Origin of the sequence: Sivoneniella epilithica UHCC 1019 (assembly GCF_040830845.1) — a bacterium.
Classification (GTDB): Bacteria; Cyanobacteriota; Cyanobacteriia; order Leptolyngbyales; family Leptolyngbyaceae; genus ULC077BIN1.
In genome coordinates, this window is the sequence record NZ_JBFPDP010000022.1 from 44,808 (window position 1) to 60,821 (window position 16,014).

At 48.9% G+C, this 16,014-nt stretch carries 14 protein-coding genes; 9 read left to right on the forward strand and 5 right to left on the reverse strand.

Translation table 11 applies throughout. From position 1 onward, the window contains the following. Window positions 1-54: 54 nt before the first annotated feature. Window positions 55-3,246, forward strand: a complete 3,192-nt coding sequence (locus AB3R30_RS14680) for a hypothetical protein (protein WP_458649945.1) — start codon at window positions 55-57, stop codon at window positions 3,244-3,246. A 113-nt stretch (window positions 3,247-3,359) separates the two neighbouring features. On the opposite strand, the gene AB3R30_RS14685 is transcribed toward AB3R30_RS14680, so the two are convergent. Together AB3R30_RS14685 and AB3R30_RS14690 are read right to left on the reverse strand one after the other, a co-directional pair. Beyond that, window positions 3,360-3,698: a thioredoxin family protein gene (locus AB3R30_RS14685; protein WP_458649946.1), complete on the reverse strand. Its 339-nt coding sequence runs from the start codon at window positions 3,696-3,698 to the stop codon at window positions 3,360-3,362. A gap of 57 nt (window positions 3,699-3,755) precedes the next feature. Next, complete coding sequence (locus AB3R30_RS14690) at window positions 3,756-4,433, reverse strand: NnrU family protein (RefSeq protein ID WP_458649947.1); 678 nt, start codon at window positions 4,431-4,433, stop codon at window positions 3,756-3,758. A 282-nt stretch (window positions 4,434-4,715) separates the two neighbouring features. Here AB3R30_RS14690 and AB3R30_RS14695 point away from each other — a divergent pair, with 282 nt between their 5' ends. Further along, window positions 4,716-5,246, forward strand: coding sequence for a molybdenum cofactor biosynthesis protein MoaE (locus AB3R30_RS14695; protein WP_458649948.1), 531 nt, complete (start codon window positions 4,716-4,718; stop codon window positions 5,244-5,246). Between the two features lie 298 nt (window positions 5,247-5,544). On the opposite strand, the gene AB3R30_RS14700 is transcribed toward AB3R30_RS14695, so the two are convergent. Next, the gene (locus AB3R30_RS14700) at window positions 5,545-6,744 is read right to left on the reverse strand and encodes a type IV pilus twitching motility protein PilT (RefSeq protein WP_458649949.1); all 1,200 of its coding nucleotides are present in this window, start codon (window positions 6,742-6,744) and stop codon (window positions 5,545-5,547) included. A 340-nt stretch (window positions 6,745-7,084) separates the two neighbouring features. On the opposite strand from AB3R30_RS14700, the gene AB3R30_RS14705 reads away from it, so the two are divergent. The 6 genes from AB3R30_RS14705 (at window position 7,085) to AB3R30_RS14730 (ending at window position 12,395) form a co-directional block, all read left to right on the forward strand. Further along, window positions 7,085-8,293: a DUF58 domain-containing protein gene (locus AB3R30_RS14705; protein WP_458649950.1), complete on the forward strand. Its 1,209-nt coding sequence runs from the start codon at window positions 7,085-7,087 to the stop codon at window positions 8,291-8,293. Between the two features lie 35 nt (window positions 8,294-8,328). Next, window positions 8,329-8,751, forward strand: a complete 423-nt coding sequence (locus AB3R30_RS14710; protein ID WP_458649951.1) for a DUF309 domain-containing protein — start codon at window positions 8,329-8,331, stop codon at window positions 8,749-8,751. A gap of 203 nt (window positions 8,752-8,954) precedes the next feature. Continuing rightward, window positions 8,955-9,506: an LptA/OstA family protein gene (locus tag AB3R30_RS14715; protein ID WP_458649952.1), complete on the forward strand. Its 552-nt coding sequence runs from the start codon at window positions 8,955-8,957 to the stop codon at window positions 9,504-9,506. Between the two features lie 45 nt (window positions 9,507-9,551). After that, window positions 9,552-10,304: an LPS export ABC transporter ATP-binding protein gene (gene lptB / locus AB3R30_RS14720; protein ID WP_458649953.1), complete on the forward strand. Its 753-nt coding sequence runs from the start codon at window positions 9,552-9,554 to the stop codon at window positions 10,302-10,304. A gap of 52 nt (window positions 10,305-10,356) precedes the next feature. Next, window positions 10,357-11,544 (forward strand): LptF/LptG family permease, encoded by a 1,188-nt coding sequence (locus tag AB3R30_RS14725; RefSeq protein WP_458649954.1) that lies wholly within the window; start codon window positions 10,357-10,359, stop codon window positions 11,542-11,544. Between the two features lie 131 nt (window positions 11,545-11,675). After that, window positions 11,676-12,395, forward strand: coding sequence for a Uma2 family endonuclease (locus AB3R30_RS14730; protein WP_458649955.1), 720 nt, complete (start codon window positions 11,676-11,678; stop codon window positions 12,393-12,395). Between the two features lie 34 nt (window positions 12,396-12,429). Here the strand turns inward: AB3R30_RS14730 and bchI are convergent, their stop codons facing one another. Further along, window positions 12,430-13,551 carry a magnesium chelatase ATPase subunit I gene (gene bchI, locus AB3R30_RS14735; RefSeq protein WP_458649956.1) on the reverse strand — a complete coding sequence of 374 codons (1,122 nt, stop codon included), beginning with the start codon at window positions 13,549-13,551 and terminating at the stop codon, window positions 12,430-12,432. Window positions 13,552-14,082: 531 nt separating this feature from the next. Here bchI and AB3R30_RS14740 point away from each other — a divergent pair. After that, window positions 14,083-14,625, forward strand: a complete 543-nt coding sequence (locus AB3R30_RS14740; RefSeq protein ID WP_458649957.1) for a hypothetical protein — start codon at window positions 14,083-14,085, stop codon at window positions 14,623-14,625. Window positions 14,626-14,639: 14 nt separating this feature from the next. On the opposite strand, the gene cax is transcribed toward AB3R30_RS14740, so the two are convergent. After that, window positions 14,640-15,752 (reverse strand): calcium/proton exchanger, encoded by a 1,113-nt coding sequence (gene cax / locus AB3R30_RS14745; protein WP_458649958.1) that lies wholly within the window; start codon window positions 15,750-15,752, stop codon window positions 14,640-14,642. Between the last annotated feature and the right edge of the window lie 262 nt (window positions 15,753-16,014).

Consider the following 16,014-nt stretch of genomic DNA (forward strand, 5'->3'; position numbering starts at 1 on the left):
CAAGATTGCTCTTGTTCCCCCTGTATCAGTAAAGTTGCTACTGTTAATGCTCTCATGCTGAACGCCGCTGGACAACTCCCAATTTCTTCTGGAAAGCCAACCCAGGAATCTGCGATCGCCCGTAGAAACCTGAAACACTGGCTACAGGAGGTTTTTGGTCATAGCCAAGCTCACATCAAAATTCGTTTGAAGGGAAATCACCTTCACATTTTGGTGGAAAGTGAGCAGAGTCCAGATGCCGATGCTATTGTTGCGTTGCTGTCACACGCTTTAGCCTCTGATTCTCCAGACTCTTCTTTGTCACTTAGTTTTGCATCACTTAGTTCTGCGCCAATCCGCTCGGCTCACATTCATCGCCTGATTGTCTATGGGCGGCGTATTGGTGATCATCAGCCTCTTTGGACAAAAGTGATTGATTTGGACTGGAATGCACCTACAACTTCAGGCGATCGCGCTGCAACTCCTGCAACTCCTTTGACAAAGGCTAATCAGCCTGCCCTCACTCCCATTGATCCGATGGCAGCGGCTTTTGCCCTCGCCCAACAGGGGCAGCCCGACGCGATCGCCCGTTACCTCAGTCATGCGCTGAGCAGTTTGGGTGTTGCCGTGCGTGCCAAAACTGAAGCAATTGGGGTGGATGAGCGATCGCCCAGTCACCAGTTTTCCCCCGAAATAGCGCCAAGTCGGTTACTGCTGGTGTGTGAGTCGGCGTATAGCCCCGATTTAGCGTTACTCAGAGAAGTGATTGCTCAGCGTCTTCGGGAACTAGAACTTCAGCACATTCGAGATGCGGTGGTATTTGGGCAGGTAAGCGGTGAACCGCAGCCGGAATGGGTGTTGCGGGTAGACCTGACCCCCACGGAAGATATCTTGAAAGATTGGGCGCGCTGGGGCGATGTGCAGGCGATCGCTCAATTGCTCAATCGTCATTCGGCAGATCAGGCAATGGAATTGTCAGCACTGCTAAAAGATTCTACTCTGCATCTTTCCTGTGCGGGAAGTGCTGGAAGCGCCAAGAGTGCCGGAACAGTGCCCGATCAAACGAAGGCGATCGCGGCGATTGAACCCGTGCTAAAAGGGTTGGTGCCGCAAGGAATTCACGGGGCTGCTCTCTATGGAATGATGACGCTTTCGACGGCGATCGCGTCTCCGCCTGCTTGGGTTCACTGGGTAGACTTACCCGCCGCTAACCATCTAGAACTAGCTCCCTCTACGCTCGATCTGGCTCGTCAAGGGAACTTAGCCGCTATTACCTTTTTGCTCACGCGCTTGGTCAATCCGGATCTCAATGCCAAATTAGCCACGGGCGGTATTCGGGTGCAGATTCGGCAAAAAGGCAATTTGTTGCATATTATGACCGATGCGCCAAACTGTCCTCGGCAGGATGCCATTGCTGCCCCGATCGCCCGATTTCTCAAGCCGCTGCATATTCCTGAAATCGCAGGTGTGCGCGTGTATGGGCGGCGCTCTGGACAGCGGATTCCCCTCTGGCATTACGGGCTTGACTTTAAGAGTGGCGATCGCTTAGTGCCCACTGCAACCCCAGAATTTGCGGCATCAGAGAGCCATGTGGATGAGTTGCTGTCACCTGTGGGAGCTATGGTGCCGTGGTCAGCGCAACCCACCCCCGATCACAGAACGGCGATCGCTCAAGTCTTTGCAGGAACGCTAGCTCGAATTCAGCGATCGCTGATTCAAACTCAACTCTTTATTCCGTTAGAATCTGCACCGCTGCATCCCAGTTTTTCCGCAACTGAAACGCCCGATCCGTCACGCCGCCAACGGTTAGGCATTGGACTCATTTGGGGCATGGTGGGGCTGCTGCTCATTCTGCAAACAGACTGGCTGCTTGGCTATTGGCTCCAGCGATCGTCCTCTGCACCGACTGCTCAAACGTCTGCGGCTTCCCTGACAACTCCGCCTAAATCCACCCCGCTCCCCGATCTATCGCTTAGCAAAAAAAAGAGCGACCCCACTGCCTTTAACGCTTCTAGCTTTACCCAACCAGGCGAAACAACGCTATCTTTGCCGCAAGCTACTAATTCCCCCGATGCAAAGATACTGCCTGCTTCCCCAATGCAGGCAAAAGCAGACACCTTAGCGACAACGCTAGACTACCCAAGCTTTAATAGTCGTCAATTTGATCGCCAGCTTGCCGTTTATCAAAGCTATTTAGAAATTTTTGGAGCGCCCGATGTGCTAATTATCGGTAGTTCTAGGGCATTACGGGGCATCGATCCGGCGGCACTAGAAAAAGCGCTAGCAAAACAAGGCTATGCCGACGTTCAAATTTTCAACTTTGGGGTTAATGGCGCGACGGCTCAAGTGGTCGATTTACTGGTACGGCATGTGTTGCCCCAAGACAAACGACCAAAATTATTGCTGTTTGCGGATGGGGCACGGGCATTTAATAGCGCTCGGATGGATATTACCTATAACGGTATGGTTACCTCAGAAGGTTACCGCACCTTAACTGCGGGCAAACCCCCGATCGCCAGTACTACCCTTGCTCAGGCGCCCACGGCAACCCAGCAACCCAACGGCACTCCTGCATCTGTCACTGAAACAGTTGATCCCTCTAGCGCCAACCGCTATCAGCAGATGAATGAGGCACTCACGAAACAGTTGGGCGGATTATCAGCAGTGTATGGTCAGCGAGATCGCCTCAAGACTCGGCTCCGTGATCAATTAATTAGCTTGTTGCCTCAAGCGCTTTCATCCGATGTATTGGCATCTTCTGATAGCTTAATTAACTCCAGTTCTCCTGCTGCCGCCGCGAGTTCGGCTCCTTCGCTTTCTGCCGATGGGCAAGGCATGATTGATATTGATGGATTTTTGCCGTTACCCATTCGCTTCAATCCTGTCACTTACTATCAAAAGTACGCAAGGGTTTCAGGGGACTATGATTCTGACTACGAGTCTTTTAGACTAGACGGAGTGCAAACCGACGCGATGATCGCGATCGCTCAATATGCTCAATCCCAAAAATTGCCACTCGTATTTGTCAATTTGCCGCTCACTCAGGAATACCTCGATCCCGCTCGCAAACGGCATGAAGATGCCTTCCAGCAGCACATGCTCAGCCTTGCGCCCCAGTTTGGCTTTATTTATCGTGATCTTAGTAGTGCCCTTGCAACCCAACCCGACTATTTCTCCGATCCAAGCCACCTTAACCGCTATGGAGCCTATGCCGTATCGCAACGCCTCGCTCAAGATGTCATGATCCCGTGGCAAGTCGCGAAGTAAATAGGTTAAGCAGAAAATAGGCAGCATGTCGCTAATGTCCTACCCTGGAAGAAGCCAGCGTAGGCAAGGTAGGCAACATAACAGCAGCTTGATTGCCTAGCTAACCAAACATATTAGCCAACCAACGTATTGGTTGAACGTGATTTAGCCACAAGCTTGTCTAGTTCTGCTCGTAGAACTTCTCGCTGATAAATACCTTCCATGCGATGGTGTAGTTTTCCACCTTCAAATAAAAGGATGGTTGGTAAGGTTGTGATGCGATATTGGCTTGCTAATTTTAGATTTTCGTCGGCGTTGATTCCTACTAATTTTAGTGAACTGCCACACTCGGATAGAAGCCGAGAGAGGAGGGGTTCAATCACTCGGCAAGGACCGCACCAAGGGGCACCAAAATGAACCAGAACCGGAGACGAGGAAGCTAAAACTTCTTGCTCAAAGGATTGTTCGCCCATGTTTTTGCTATCTGCTGACTGATAAAATATTGATTCTAAAAAATGCTTGGGATCATCCTACCAGTCTATGCTTCCTGTTGCACCAATCATTATGGGATGTGCCCAAGCTAGAAGCAGAATAAATACTGCAACTCCCAAATAAGACAGTCGCAAAAATTCGCCTAGTTTAAGAGTTTGCTTCCCTTGAGCGATCGCCCAAAATGGCATGACTGAAGTTCGGGCTTTGACTGCTTCAAACGCTGAACCATACCGAGCCAGCAAACGGCGATCGCCATGCCACACGCCAAACAAATGGTGTAACACTAGCCCAACCGAGGTCAGCAGCGTAAACGTTGTGCCCAGCCAAAGCGTATGGGCAACACACCAAATCACCTGCCCAACCATTTGAGGATGCCGGGTGATGCGAATGATCCCCGTTTCATAGAGATGAACAGCCGGTTTTTGGATTGCCGCAATTTCTAGCAGATTGAAGGTGGCGGGATAAAGAAACAGAAATGAAATTGCCGACAAAATCCACACGAGCGGCTGCACTCCTGCCATGCCTTGAACTTGCCAAAGTTGCAAACCGTCATAGCGATGATTGATGAAATAAACAATCAGTACCACTGCCAGCGGTAAACTGACGAGGGCAAAAAACACCCGATACAACCGTGCGCCAGTTTTCTTTTCAGCCCAGGGACGCAGGGCTGCCAATCCACTATGGGCGATCGCAAATATTACAAGCAAACCCAGCATAATGAAGTGACTAGGCGTTAACCAACTGAAGGTCATTAGAGATCGAAACTAGAGTATAGGGATCAGTGTACAAGACCCATCTAGCGGATTTCCATTCAGGTCAATATTCTTGCAAGGTCAGTATCGTTGTCGTACCGTGTTGAGTTTTGAGTTTTGAGTTTTAAGTTTGGTCAATAGGCAAGCAGGAACGAGTTGTAGACAAGGCGACGAGGTTCTTAAAGACTTCATCCGGAAAACTACAGTAGGATCGGTACTAGAGATCTTTATTTCACCAAACGAGCTATGGCTGACGCGATTCGTCAAACAATCCCTACGGGAATCGCTCCCCTTTCTGACTGTCTCTCAAACTCATCTATGGCGCGGCAGCCTGCCTATTGTGCCATTCGCATCGCCCCCCTATCTTTAGATGAGGTCTATGGTTTGGCAGATGACCCGGCAAATGGAGCCGTTGTGGTGATGAGCGGCACGGTGAGAAACAATACCGAAGGTAAGGCAGTCGTGGCATTGGAATATCAAGCATACGAACCGATGGCGCTGCAAGTATTTCAGCAAATTACCGCCGATATTCAAACCCAGTGGAGCAATATCACGAGCATAGTGATTCATCATCGGGTCGGGCGGTTATATGTGGGCGAAATCAGTGTGCTAGTAGCGGTGGGTTGCCCTCATCGGTCAGAGGCGTTTGCTGCCTGTCAATATGCGATCGATACCCTCAAACACAACGCCCCCATTTGGAAAAAAGAACATTGGGCAGACGGTTCCACCAGTTGGGTCAGCATTGGTGCCTGTGAACAGCCTGATGCCAATTGCTAACGCGATCGCCATGACCAGACCCGATATTCTCCAACCAGGACAGTCTTATCCATTCAAATAGTCTTATTCATTTAAGCAGTACTTCGAGATGGCTTATGAGCCAGAAGACATCCTGGCAGAATTTGGTTACACGCTTCAGCGATCGCTGCTTTCTCTGCCTCAAGGTTGAGTATCCTGTTGCCGTTAGCAATCAACTCATAGGCTCCCTGGACTACCTCCTACAAAATCATTAGATCTTTCTCGTCATTGTTGGCGCAGCCTGTGCGCAGGACATAGCCAAAACGAAGACCTCGCCTGACTACTGAGCGTAGTTAAAATCCCGATTAGAAGACCGCGACGGATCAAACCCTTCATTGCGGACTCGGCGGCGCAAATCACCCGGATCAGCAGAAGCTTTGACTGCTTCATCAGGACTAATTTTACCCAGCAAGACTAAATCACACAGGACTTGATTCATGATCTGCATTCCATCGTTAGCGCCCGTTTCCATCAATTGAAACGCCTCAGCTTCATTGCCCTTTACTAGGAAATCCTGCATGGCAGCAGTATTGACTAAGATTTCATGCGCCGCAGTTCGCCGTCCGTCCGTCGTTGGAATCAACATTTGAGCAATAATCGAAACCAGCGATTCGGTAATTTGAATCCGCATGGTGGTTTGTTCATCCGGATTGTAAATATTTAACAGCCGATTAAGGGTATTAATTGCACTACGGGTGTGCAGAGTTCCCAGCACTAGGTGCCCTGTTTGCGCCGCTTTGAGGGCAGTATCGACCGTGACGCGATCGCGCATTTCTCCAATCAAAATCACGTCAGGATCTTCCCGTAACACCGCCCGCAAGCCATGTTGAAACTCCAGTGTGTGTAGTCCTACTTCTCGCTGGCTAATCAGACACTTTTGAGATGCATGGACATATTCAATCGGATCTTCGATCGTGACAATGTGGCGGTTAGTGGTTTCATTCATGTAGCGCAGCATTGCCGCCAGCGTCGTCGATTTACCTGAACCCGTCGGTCCTGTCACCAAAATCAAGCCCTGAGATTGAGTGGATAAATGCTTGAGAACTTCTGGCAAGCCTAACCCGTCAATGGAGGGCACATCCAGGGAAATCAACCGCAAGACGATCGCGCCACCCGTTAACGAATCAAAACAGTTCACCCGGCAGCGCACCAATCCTGGATAGAAAATTGCTGTGTCTAGTTCTTTCGTTTGAGCAAAAAGTTCACGCTGATGAGGGTTCAATATCTCAGATAGATACTGCTCAAATAGTTGAGGCGTGACTTTAACTTGATCGCGCAACATCACCATCTGCCCCTGAATGCGAAACCGAGGCGGTTCTCCTACTCGAATATGAATATCCGATGCCTGACGCGCATGAGCATCTCGCACCATCTGTTCAATTGAATGAGTTGACTTGCTGGCGGCAGAAGCTGAGGCAGGAGGGGGCGGAGGCACAGGAGATGAACTCTCGTTGAAGCGAGGGGTCATGGAACTAGTCATGGGGATCTCCCTGGTAAGTCATTCGTCGGACAAGGTGATGATGAAGCGATAAAAGTCGGTTTGAGGGGGGCAAACCTACAGCCCATTAACTAAAGCGTTTTGAGTCGCTGAAAATTTTAAAGCACTCAAATAACTGCAAGACTGCAAGTATTTCAAGTTTTCATATATTGTATCGATTATCTCGATCGCCGCTCAAATCTTTAGCCTATGCCAATAGGAGGATTCTTCAATCTAGAAAGTAGACTTGATCGGTAGCACCTCAAAAAGCCGATATAGAGTAGCCTGTGAGAAATACAGGACTGATGAAACTGTAGGTCGTAGATATATCCCTGAAGTTATTGTGAAGCGTATCACTATCTGGTCAGCTATGCGATCGCCTAAAAAGATTTTCGAGTGGCTAGAAACCCGTTGGGTTACTCCTTCCTATGGCGGTGGGCTGTTAGGTGGGCTATCCATCTTTTTCTTTGTGGCAGCAACCAACACCCTCTCAGGTTGGCTCTATGTCATGAGCGGCGTAGGATTGGCACTATTGGCGATCGCTGCCATCTTGCCCGAACGCACCCTCCGTCAAGTGTCTGTCCGTCGAGCGCCGATTCATCCGGTTAGCGCAGGGGATCAGATCACTGTGGAGCTAATTGTAGAAAACCAGAGCAGTCACTCTAAAATGCTTCTGCAAGTAGAGGATTTGCTGCCTGACGCGCTTGGTGAGCTAGTGCTTCACTCGATTGAAGAAATTGTGCCCAATCGCGCTCATCATTGGATCTACTCTCAATCCGTTGAGAAACGCGGCATTTACCGCTGGGAAACCGTTTATCTTCGCACCGCCGCGCCCCTAGGATTGTTTTGGTGTCGTCGTCCGCGCACTGCTAAAGCGATCGCGATCGTCTATCCAACCGTACTGCCCTTAACTCATTGCCCATTGATTGATGAAATGGGACGCGATCAAAGTTTGCTGCTCAATAGCGATCGCCGCGCCCAAACTGCCTCTGAAGGGCTGACTCGCTCTCTGCGTCCCTACCGCTGGGGCGATCCGATTCGGATGGTACATTGGCGCACCAGTGCCCGGTATGGCGAACTGCGCGTTCGAGAACTGGAGACTTTCACAGGCGGACAGGAACTTGTGATTTGTCTAGATACTGCGTTTGCTTGGCTTTCTCCCAACCCTAACCAAAACGACTTTGAGCAAGCGGTAATTGCAGCGGCTTCTCTCTACTTTTACGCCTGCCGCCAAAACTTGCAGGTGCAGCTATGGACAGTACGCACGGGTTTAATTCAAGGCAATCAAGCGGTCTTAGAAACCCTAGCAGAAACGCGATCGGGCGAAACACTCCAGGCACACAGCCTACCAACCCGTTCGGTCTTATGGCTCACCCAAAACCCAGATAGCCTCAATGCCTTACCGTTTGGCAGCCGTTGGATTTTATGGCAGGCGATCGCCCCTCTCAACCCAACCTCATCTCAAAATATGGCTTTACAACGTAACTCCGGAATTCTGGTGCAGCCTGACTCGTCCCTTCAACTTCAACTGCAACTACCTGCCACACGATGAACCTGAACAAATAACTGAGGGAGAAAAACAAACCGATGGAAGAAATTCCTGATGAATTTTGGACTGGGGTAGATCAGTTTAACCAGCAGCAATACTACGCCTGCCATGACACATTAGAAGCGCTGTGGATTGAAGCGGGTCAAGCAGATAAGGGATTTTATCAAGGAATTTTACAAATCGCAGTGGGACTTTATCACTTAAGCAATGAAAATTGGCAGGGAGCCGTTATTTTGATGGGGGAAGGCATCAATCGCCTGCATTCCTATCTACCGTCCTATGTGGAGATCGATGTAGAAAGTTTTATCGAGCATACATCGCACTTGCATAAGTGGCTACAGAAATTAGGAGCAGAACAAGTGGCGATCGCCCTTCAGCAGCTTAACTATGGCACTGATTCCACGGCTGCAACCTCAGATTGGACACTGCCTACACTCCAAAAAATTGACCCTGAAAAGTAACACTTCTAGTCTCGATCGCTTTAATGAGCGGCTATAAGAGTTACGGTAATAGGGGTGTTATAAAGTATTGATTAAGCAAAAAGTTTACAGAAACTTTTCGCGACATTCAAAAGTCTCTATGTTATGACAGGGTTGTAGTGAGTTCACCGTTTTTGGATAGTCTTTTTTGCACCATGCGTTATTCTTCACGTCTCAGGGTTCCCTTGCGTAAACTGGCACTATCCGCGATCGCGGTGGGCGCGATCGCCACAACACTGCTGTTTGATTGTCTGGTCGGGTTTACGCCAGTTGGCTCTCAAGCAGTCAATGCCCAAACTGCGGAACCATCCCGACCGCTAACATTACGCTCTGACATCCAAGAAGCGAACTCCAAAACAGGAGTGATTACCGCCCGTGGCAACGTCCAAATTTACTATCCATCACGGCAAATTCAGGCAACTGCTGCCCAAGCCCAATACTATAGCCGGGAACGCCGCATTATTCTCACGGGCGACGTTTATGTGCTGCAAAAAGGCAACAGTCTTCGTGGTGAAACCATTACTTACCTGATCGATGAAGGACGCTTTGTTGCCCTGCCTCAAGCTCCTAGACAAGTAGAAGCCATTTATCTAGTGCAAGACAGCCCTGCCCAAGCTCCGGCTCCAGTCACCACGCCAACCCCCGTACCCACTGCTGATCCCTTTGGTCAATCCGAATTTTCTCCCTCGACTACTCCCAGTGGCGTTGCCCCAACAACACCTGCTCCTACCCGCTAGTGGTTGTTCTCATTGCCTCTGATAAGATGAATACTGCGAATTGTGGTGACTATAGCCAGGAGTGGGCTGTTGAAAATTGTGCTTGAGAATATTCATAAATCTTATGGACAGCGCACGGTTGTCAGCCGAGTTAGTCTTTCGGTCGCTCAAGGTGAAATTGTGGGGTTGTTAGGTCCCAATGGTGCAGGCAAAACGACGACGTTCTACATTGCCACAGGGCTGGAAAAACCCAATCAAGGACGGGTTTGGCTAAACGATACTGAAATTACTAGCGTGTCTTTTCATCGACGTGCACGAATGGGGATTGGATATCTCGCTCAAGAAGCCAGTATTTTTCGGCATTTGACTGTGAGAGAAAATATTCTCTTGGTGATGGAACAAACTCGTGTGCCCCGTTCTGAATGGGAGGGTCGGCTGCATCAGCTATTGAAAGAATTTCGGCTTGAGAAAGTTGCGAACACTTTGGGACTGCGAGTGTCTGGGGGAGAGCGTCGCCGAACTGAAATTGCTAGGGCATTAGCCACCGGACGAGACGGTCCTCAATTTTTGCTGCTGGATGAACCGTTTGCTGGAGTCGATCCGATCGCCGTCAACGAAATTCAACAAATTGTGTCTCAGTTGCGCGATCGCCAACTTGGCATTTTGATCACCGATCACAATGTGCGGGAAACGCTAGCCATTACGGATCGGTCATACATCATGCGAGACGGACAGATTTTCGCTTCCGGCAGTTCCGAAGAGCTTTACGATAACCCAGCCGTTCGGCAATATTATCTGGGCGATCGCTTCCAACCTTAAGCTTTCAACGTTCTCCTGCCAATTCTGTACATCCTTTAGTGCAAGCCGCCTCATGACTACCGATATTTCCGCTTCTAAAAAGCCCCCTTTTCGGATCTCCGGCTTTTCAATTCCGGGGCTTTCGCTAATGGATCGGTACATCACCACCGAATTAATTGTGCCCTTTGTATTTGGGGTTGTTGCCTTTACCTCCATTGGCATTTCAACTGGCGTATTGCTCGATTTGCTGCGGCGAGTCAGTGACTCTGGCTTGCCCATGAGCATCGCCATGCAGTTCTTTTTGCTCAGATTGCCTTACTTTGTCGGGCTTGCCTTCCCCATGTCCATGGTTTTGTCGTGTCTATTGGTCTATGGACGGCTCTCCAGTGACAGCGAGTTGATTGCCCTCCGCAGTTGTGGAGTCAGCATCTATCGATTAGTGGCTCCGGCGGTGGTCATTGGGTTGATTATGAGCGGAGTGACATTTGCTTTTAATGAAGCAGTGGTGCCTGCTGCCAACCTTAGAGCTAGCCAAATACTGGATCAGGCACTCAACAAAAATAAACCATCCTTCAAAGAACGAAACATTCTTTATCGCGAGTCCAAGACAATTCGGCTGCCTAGCGGTGAAAAGGATGAACTACTTTCGCGCCTGTTCTATGCCAGAGAATTTGATGGACAGCAAATGAAAGGGCTGACCATTTTGGATTTTTCTCAAACGGGCTTGAACCAAATTGTGGCATCAGATTCCGCCATGTGGAACGCCGAGGAAAAAACGTGGGATTTCTTCAACGGGACAATTTATGTGGTTGCACCGAATGGCTCCTATCGCAACATTGTCCGGTTCGATCGCCAACAAATTCAGCTTCCTCGCACTCCGCTAGATATTGCAAAAACCGCCCGCGACTCTGAAGAAATGACGATTTCTGAAATTCGGCAGTATATCGAGTTGATCGGGCAAACCGGCAACCAAAAAGAAATCCGCAAAATGCGTCTCCGGGCTGAGCAAAAATCTTCTATGCCGTTTGCCTGTTTAGCATTTGGATTAGTAGCAGCAACATTGGGAATTCGACCTCAACGCTCTGGTCGCGCGGCTGGCTTTGGGCTAACGCTAATTATTGTGGTTTCTTACTATGCCTTAATGGTTGCAGGGCAAATTCTCTATCAAGCTGGCATCGTGAATGCCTTTATTGGTGGCTGGCTCCCCACCCTCGTGGCATTAACCACCGGAGTAATTTTGGTCGTTAAGCTCAACCGCTAGTTTTTGTGCAGCTTACTTTTGCCAAATCTGCCCACGCGATCGCTATCCCCTCAAACAGAACCCGTAAGCAGCATCGCTTTTCCTAATTTCCCATCCGTTATACTGAGGGCAGTTTCAGTGAGAGTTCTGTAATGGTTCGTTTAGATGCTAACTCACCCTCTATCAGTGAGGAACTGACTGACGAAATCCATCTGAGCGATCGCCCGTTGCCCACGAATTTATACAGCGATGAGCCACCCTTGGAAACTGATTTCCACCGCAACCAAATTGATTTATTGATTCGCTTACTCAAGTATTGGTGGCAAGACCGCACAGACTTTTACATTTCTGGCAACCTGACGGTCTATTACAACCAGCAGCAGCTTAAAAAACGCGATTTCCGAGGTCCCGATGTGTTTGTGGTGTTGGGGACTGAGAAGCGCGATCGCCGCAGTTGGACGATTTGGGAGGAAGGGGGTAAATATCCCAACGTTGTGATTGAACTGCTCTCCAATTCCACCGCCAGCGTCGATAAAGGCACCAAAAAAGACCTCTACCAAGAGATATGGCGAGTGCCGGATTATTTCTGGTTCCATCCAGAGACGCTGGAATTTGCGGGGTTTCACTTGGTGGATGGTCGCTATGAAGCGATCGCGCCGACGGAGATAGGATGGTTATGGAGTGAACAGCTTGAGTTATATCTAGGCATCCATGAACAGCAGTTACGTTGGTTTACGGTAGAGGGGCAGTTGGTTCCATTGCCAGAGGAGCAAGAACGGCAGGCTAAAGAGCAAGCACAGCAACGAGCAGCACAGTTAGAGGCACTGTTGCGATCTCAGGGCATTGACCCCGATCAACTGCCCGCCTTGTAACCTAAACCCATAGCAGATGCGGTATAACAAACGGTTAAGCCGCATCTTCGCCAAACACTTGATTAAAGGCTTTTTCTACCTTGTAGCCAGAATCGATCGATTCTAGGGGATCTTTTCGCAGGCGATGACGCAGGCAAAGAGTGACCACGCGGCGAATATCATCAATGGTAACTTCGGTGCGACCTTCCAACGCCGCGATCGCCCGTGCTGCCCGATTAGTAACGATATCACCCCGCAACCCGTCCACATCCAAATCTGAGCAAACCTGAGAAATTTTTACCCGTAAATCGTGGTCGATCGCAGTTTTTTTCAATCGAGCTTGAGCTTCCACCAGTTTTTGGCGTAATGCATCTTGCTCTAGCTGAGACTCATCTAAGAATTCCTGCGGATTCTGGTCAAACTCGGTGCGCTGTTCAACAATTTGCACCCGTAGGGCAGGTTCCTTAACGGTGCGGATTTCGGCGTGCATCCCAAAGCGATCAAGCAATTGGGGACGCAATTCGCCTTCTTCAGGATTGCCAGATCCGACCAGTACAAATCGTGCCGGATGGCGAATGGAAATACCTTCCCGTTCTACCGTGTTCCAACCCGATGCAGCAGAATCCAGCAATACATCTACTAAGTGATCATCCAGTAGGTTCACTTCATCTACATATAAAATGCCGCGATTGGCTTTTGCCAATAATCCTGGCTCAAAGGCTTTAACTCCTTCAGACAGTGCCTTTTCAATATCAATCGTGCCACACACCCGATCTTCCGTTGCGCCGAGAGGCAGATCGACCATTTGCACATTCTTTAGCGCGATCGCAATCTCCATGCCCTGCTCAATTTTCTGCCGCACTTCGTCTCCCATCATTTCGGGATCGCTAGGATGACTGTTGAACGGATCATCAGCAACGACTTCGATTTCAGGCAGGAGATCGGCAAGGGCGCGAATGGTCGTCGATTTTCCCGTACCGCGATCGCCCATGATCATCACCCCGCCAATCTTGGGATCAATCACATTTAACAGCAGTGCAAGTTTCATTTCCTCCTGACCGACGATCGCAGTAAAAGGAAACACTGGGCGACGACGAGGAGTCGTAGAGGTCTGAAGAGACTGACCCTTTTCGGTTGAGGCTGGATCGACTGAAACTTGATTTGCGGTGGGACTCACGGGCTTACCTGAACAACAAAAGCTTTCTTAAAGACTGCTTCCCATTGTGCCACACGCTATAGACCCATGCTTAACCAACGTCCTCATTTCAACCGAACTATTCTTTCATGCAAACCATTGAGTCACTCAAGCGGGAGCTTTTGCGTACCTCATTAAACTCAACAAAAAAAGTTGTTAAAAATTCCGTAATTTCTTGAACTTCTCTGTAGGTATAGCCAGACGTGGAACTGTCACCAAATGTAATACCGAGACTTAGCGAGAAATGGTTTGATAAATTTATAGAGATTTTTCGCTCCGCACCGCTTTCAAGTCGCTGCTCTTTCCTTTGGTTAACATCTTTCGAGAGAACACTCTGTATCTTTCAATCAATAAGATGAGCCATAAGGACGAAGTTTACCGATTTGGTGATCTGTATAGTTGAATCTATGAGCAAACGTGAGGCGATCGCATAATCCCTTCAAAGTTGCCCGATGACTCTATAAAATCCGCTGCACTAAACCAAATGTTTTTCCTGGGTGAATGGAGGAAGTTATGCAAAAGTCCCTAAAAGTATCTATTTCTAAAAAAGTATCTATTTCTAAATGGTTTACCTCCGTGGGTCGCGTGGGTATCGCGCTTCTGGGAACCTCTGTTACTCTCAGCACCGCCTTTGAAGCTCAGGCAGCTTATAGTAAACCAGTTGCTCAAACTCCTGATGTGTCAACCGCTACTCTACCCGATGGCGTTTATTTGTATGGTCAAGCACCCAAGCCTGATGAACTAGGCAAAGGGTACTTCGTGTTTGAGAATAAAGCCGGAAAGGTTGTTGGTGCCCTCTACATGCCTAGTTCTTCCTTCGATTGTGCAGCGGGTGAATTTAAAGCGGATCAACTTGCCTTGATGGTAACTGATAGCTACGATCGCACGGCTAACCCATTTGAGATTGCGATCGATCGCACTTCAACAGTTGCTAGTAACGGCAGTCCGGCTTTGACTATCGGACTACAAGGCTTCCAAAAGTTGGATGCTGTGAGCAAAAACGATTTGCGTCTCTTGAATGTTTGCAAGCTAGATTACCAACAGGCGCAAAAGTAAACTCGCCGCAAGGCTTAAACTGCACTTTCTGGATGAAAATAAAACGCTAAACCCAGAATGACATAGGCAGCCAGCAGCAAAGTACCTTCCAACCAGTTTGATTTGCCATCGGAACTGATGGAATTAGTGATTAACACTGCTACAGCTACAGCGACCAATTCAAACGGGTTAAAATCCAGATCCATTGGTTTTCCTAACCACCAGCCAGCGAGTACCAGCACTGGCGCTACAAAGAGGGCAATTTGTAGGCTGGAACCGACTGCAACGGACACTGCCAAATCCATTTTATTTTTCATAGCAACGGTTACGGCTGTGGCGTGTTCTGCGGCATTGCCTACGATGGGCAGCAAAATTACCCCCGTAAACAGCGCGGTTAGACCTAGTTTAGATGTCGCTTCTTCCAAGGTAGCCACTAAAAGTTCCGATTCCACTGCTACTAATAGGGTCGCAACAAGGAGAACTCCGATCCAAAGCCGTAGATCGGTTTTTTCTGTGGGATGTTCCGGGACAAGATTAGATTCTGCCATGACTTGGAGATCTTCTTCTGCAACGCCCACATCATAGAGATAGGCGTGGGTTCGCATTGAGAACAGCAGCGTTAAGGCATAGACCCCAATCAGCACGATCGCCACGGCAACTGAGAGATTTTGCATCGTGACAAAGGAAACTCCGGGAGAGGTGTAGTTCATCGCGGTGGGAAGCAGTAGGGCAATGACTGCCAAGTTCATCGATGAGGCATTCATGCGAGCGACAACGGGCTGAAATTCCTGCTCTTTATACCGCAGCCCGCCTAGAAACATGGACAACCCCATAACCAGCAGCAGGTTACCAATAATAGAGCCGGTTAAACTTGCTTTAACCACTTCAATCAAGCCTGCATTTAGGGCTGCTAGGGCAATAATCAATTCGGTAGCATTGCCAAAGGTGGCATTGAGCAATCCGCCTATGGTAGGTCCGACCACGACAGCGATTTCTTCAGTGGCAGTACCCATCCAAGCAGCGAGAGGCAAGATAGCGATCGCAGCAGTCATAAAAACTACCACCGATCCCCAATTCAATAACTCTGCGGCAATGGAGATAGGAATAAAGATTAACAGCCCGTAGAAGATAGCGTTCTTAATAGACATTTTAGAGATTGATTTGGATAGACATTTTGGGTTGAGTCACTCAAACTTTGAGCCAGCGTAAGTCAAAGCCAATTAATCCAGGCAGATTGCCAAGAATTGCATAACTTCATCAATTGTAATTTTTTGCCTTGATCCCTAAGCTACCGTTAAGTTCCCCAAGACTTGCGATCGCATCAGTTATTGTTAGGTACTGAAAATAAATTAGTGCTGAAGATAAAGCACTAAGCTCTCAACTTTTTCAAGTAAGACAGTAAGCGTTTTG

What these genes read in the sequence shown, in the direction of transcription:
- AB3R30_RS14680 (WP_458649945.1), top strand. Translation starts at nt 55, where the DNA reads ATGCTGAACGCCGCTGGACAACTCCCAATTTCTTCTGGAAAGCCAACC.
- AB3R30_RS14695 (WP_458649948.1), top strand. Translation starts at nt 4,716, where the DNA reads ATGGCTGACGCGATTCGTCAAACAATCCCTACGGGAATCGCTCCCCTT.
- AB3R30_RS14740 (WP_458649957.1), top strand. Translation starts at nt 14,083, where the DNA reads ATGCAAAAGTCCCTAAAAGTATCTATTTCTAAAAAAGTATCTATTTCT.
- cax (WP_458649958.1), bottom strand. Translation starts at nt 15,752, where the DNA reads ATGTCTATTAAGAACGCTATCTTCTACGGGCTGTTAATCTTTATTCCT.
- AB3R30_RS14730 (WP_458649955.1), top strand. Translation starts at nt 11,676, where the DNA reads ATGGTTCGTTTAGATGCTAACTCACCCTCTATCAGTGAGGAACTGACT.
- AB3R30_RS14710 (WP_458649951.1), top strand. Translation starts at nt 8,329, where the DNA reads ATGGAAGAAATTCCTGATGAATTTTGGACTGGGGTAGATCAGTTTAAC.
- AB3R30_RS14690 (WP_458649947.1), bottom strand. Translation starts at nt 4,433, where the DNA reads ATGCTGGGTTTGCTTGTAATATTTGCGATCGCCCATAGTGGATTGGCA.
- AB3R30_RS14700 (WP_458649949.1), bottom strand. Translation starts at nt 6,744, where the DNA reads ATGACTAGTTCCATGACCCCTCGCTTCAACGAGAGTTCATCTCCTGTG.
- AB3R30_RS14685 (WP_458649946.1), bottom strand. Translation starts at nt 3,698, where the DNA reads ATGGGCGAACAATCCTTTGAGCAAGAAGTTTTAGCTTCCTCGTCTCCG.
- AB3R30_RS14725 (WP_458649954.1), top strand. Translation starts at nt 10,357, where the DNA reads ATGACTACCGATATTTCCGCTTCTAAAAAGCCCCCTTTTCGGATCTCC.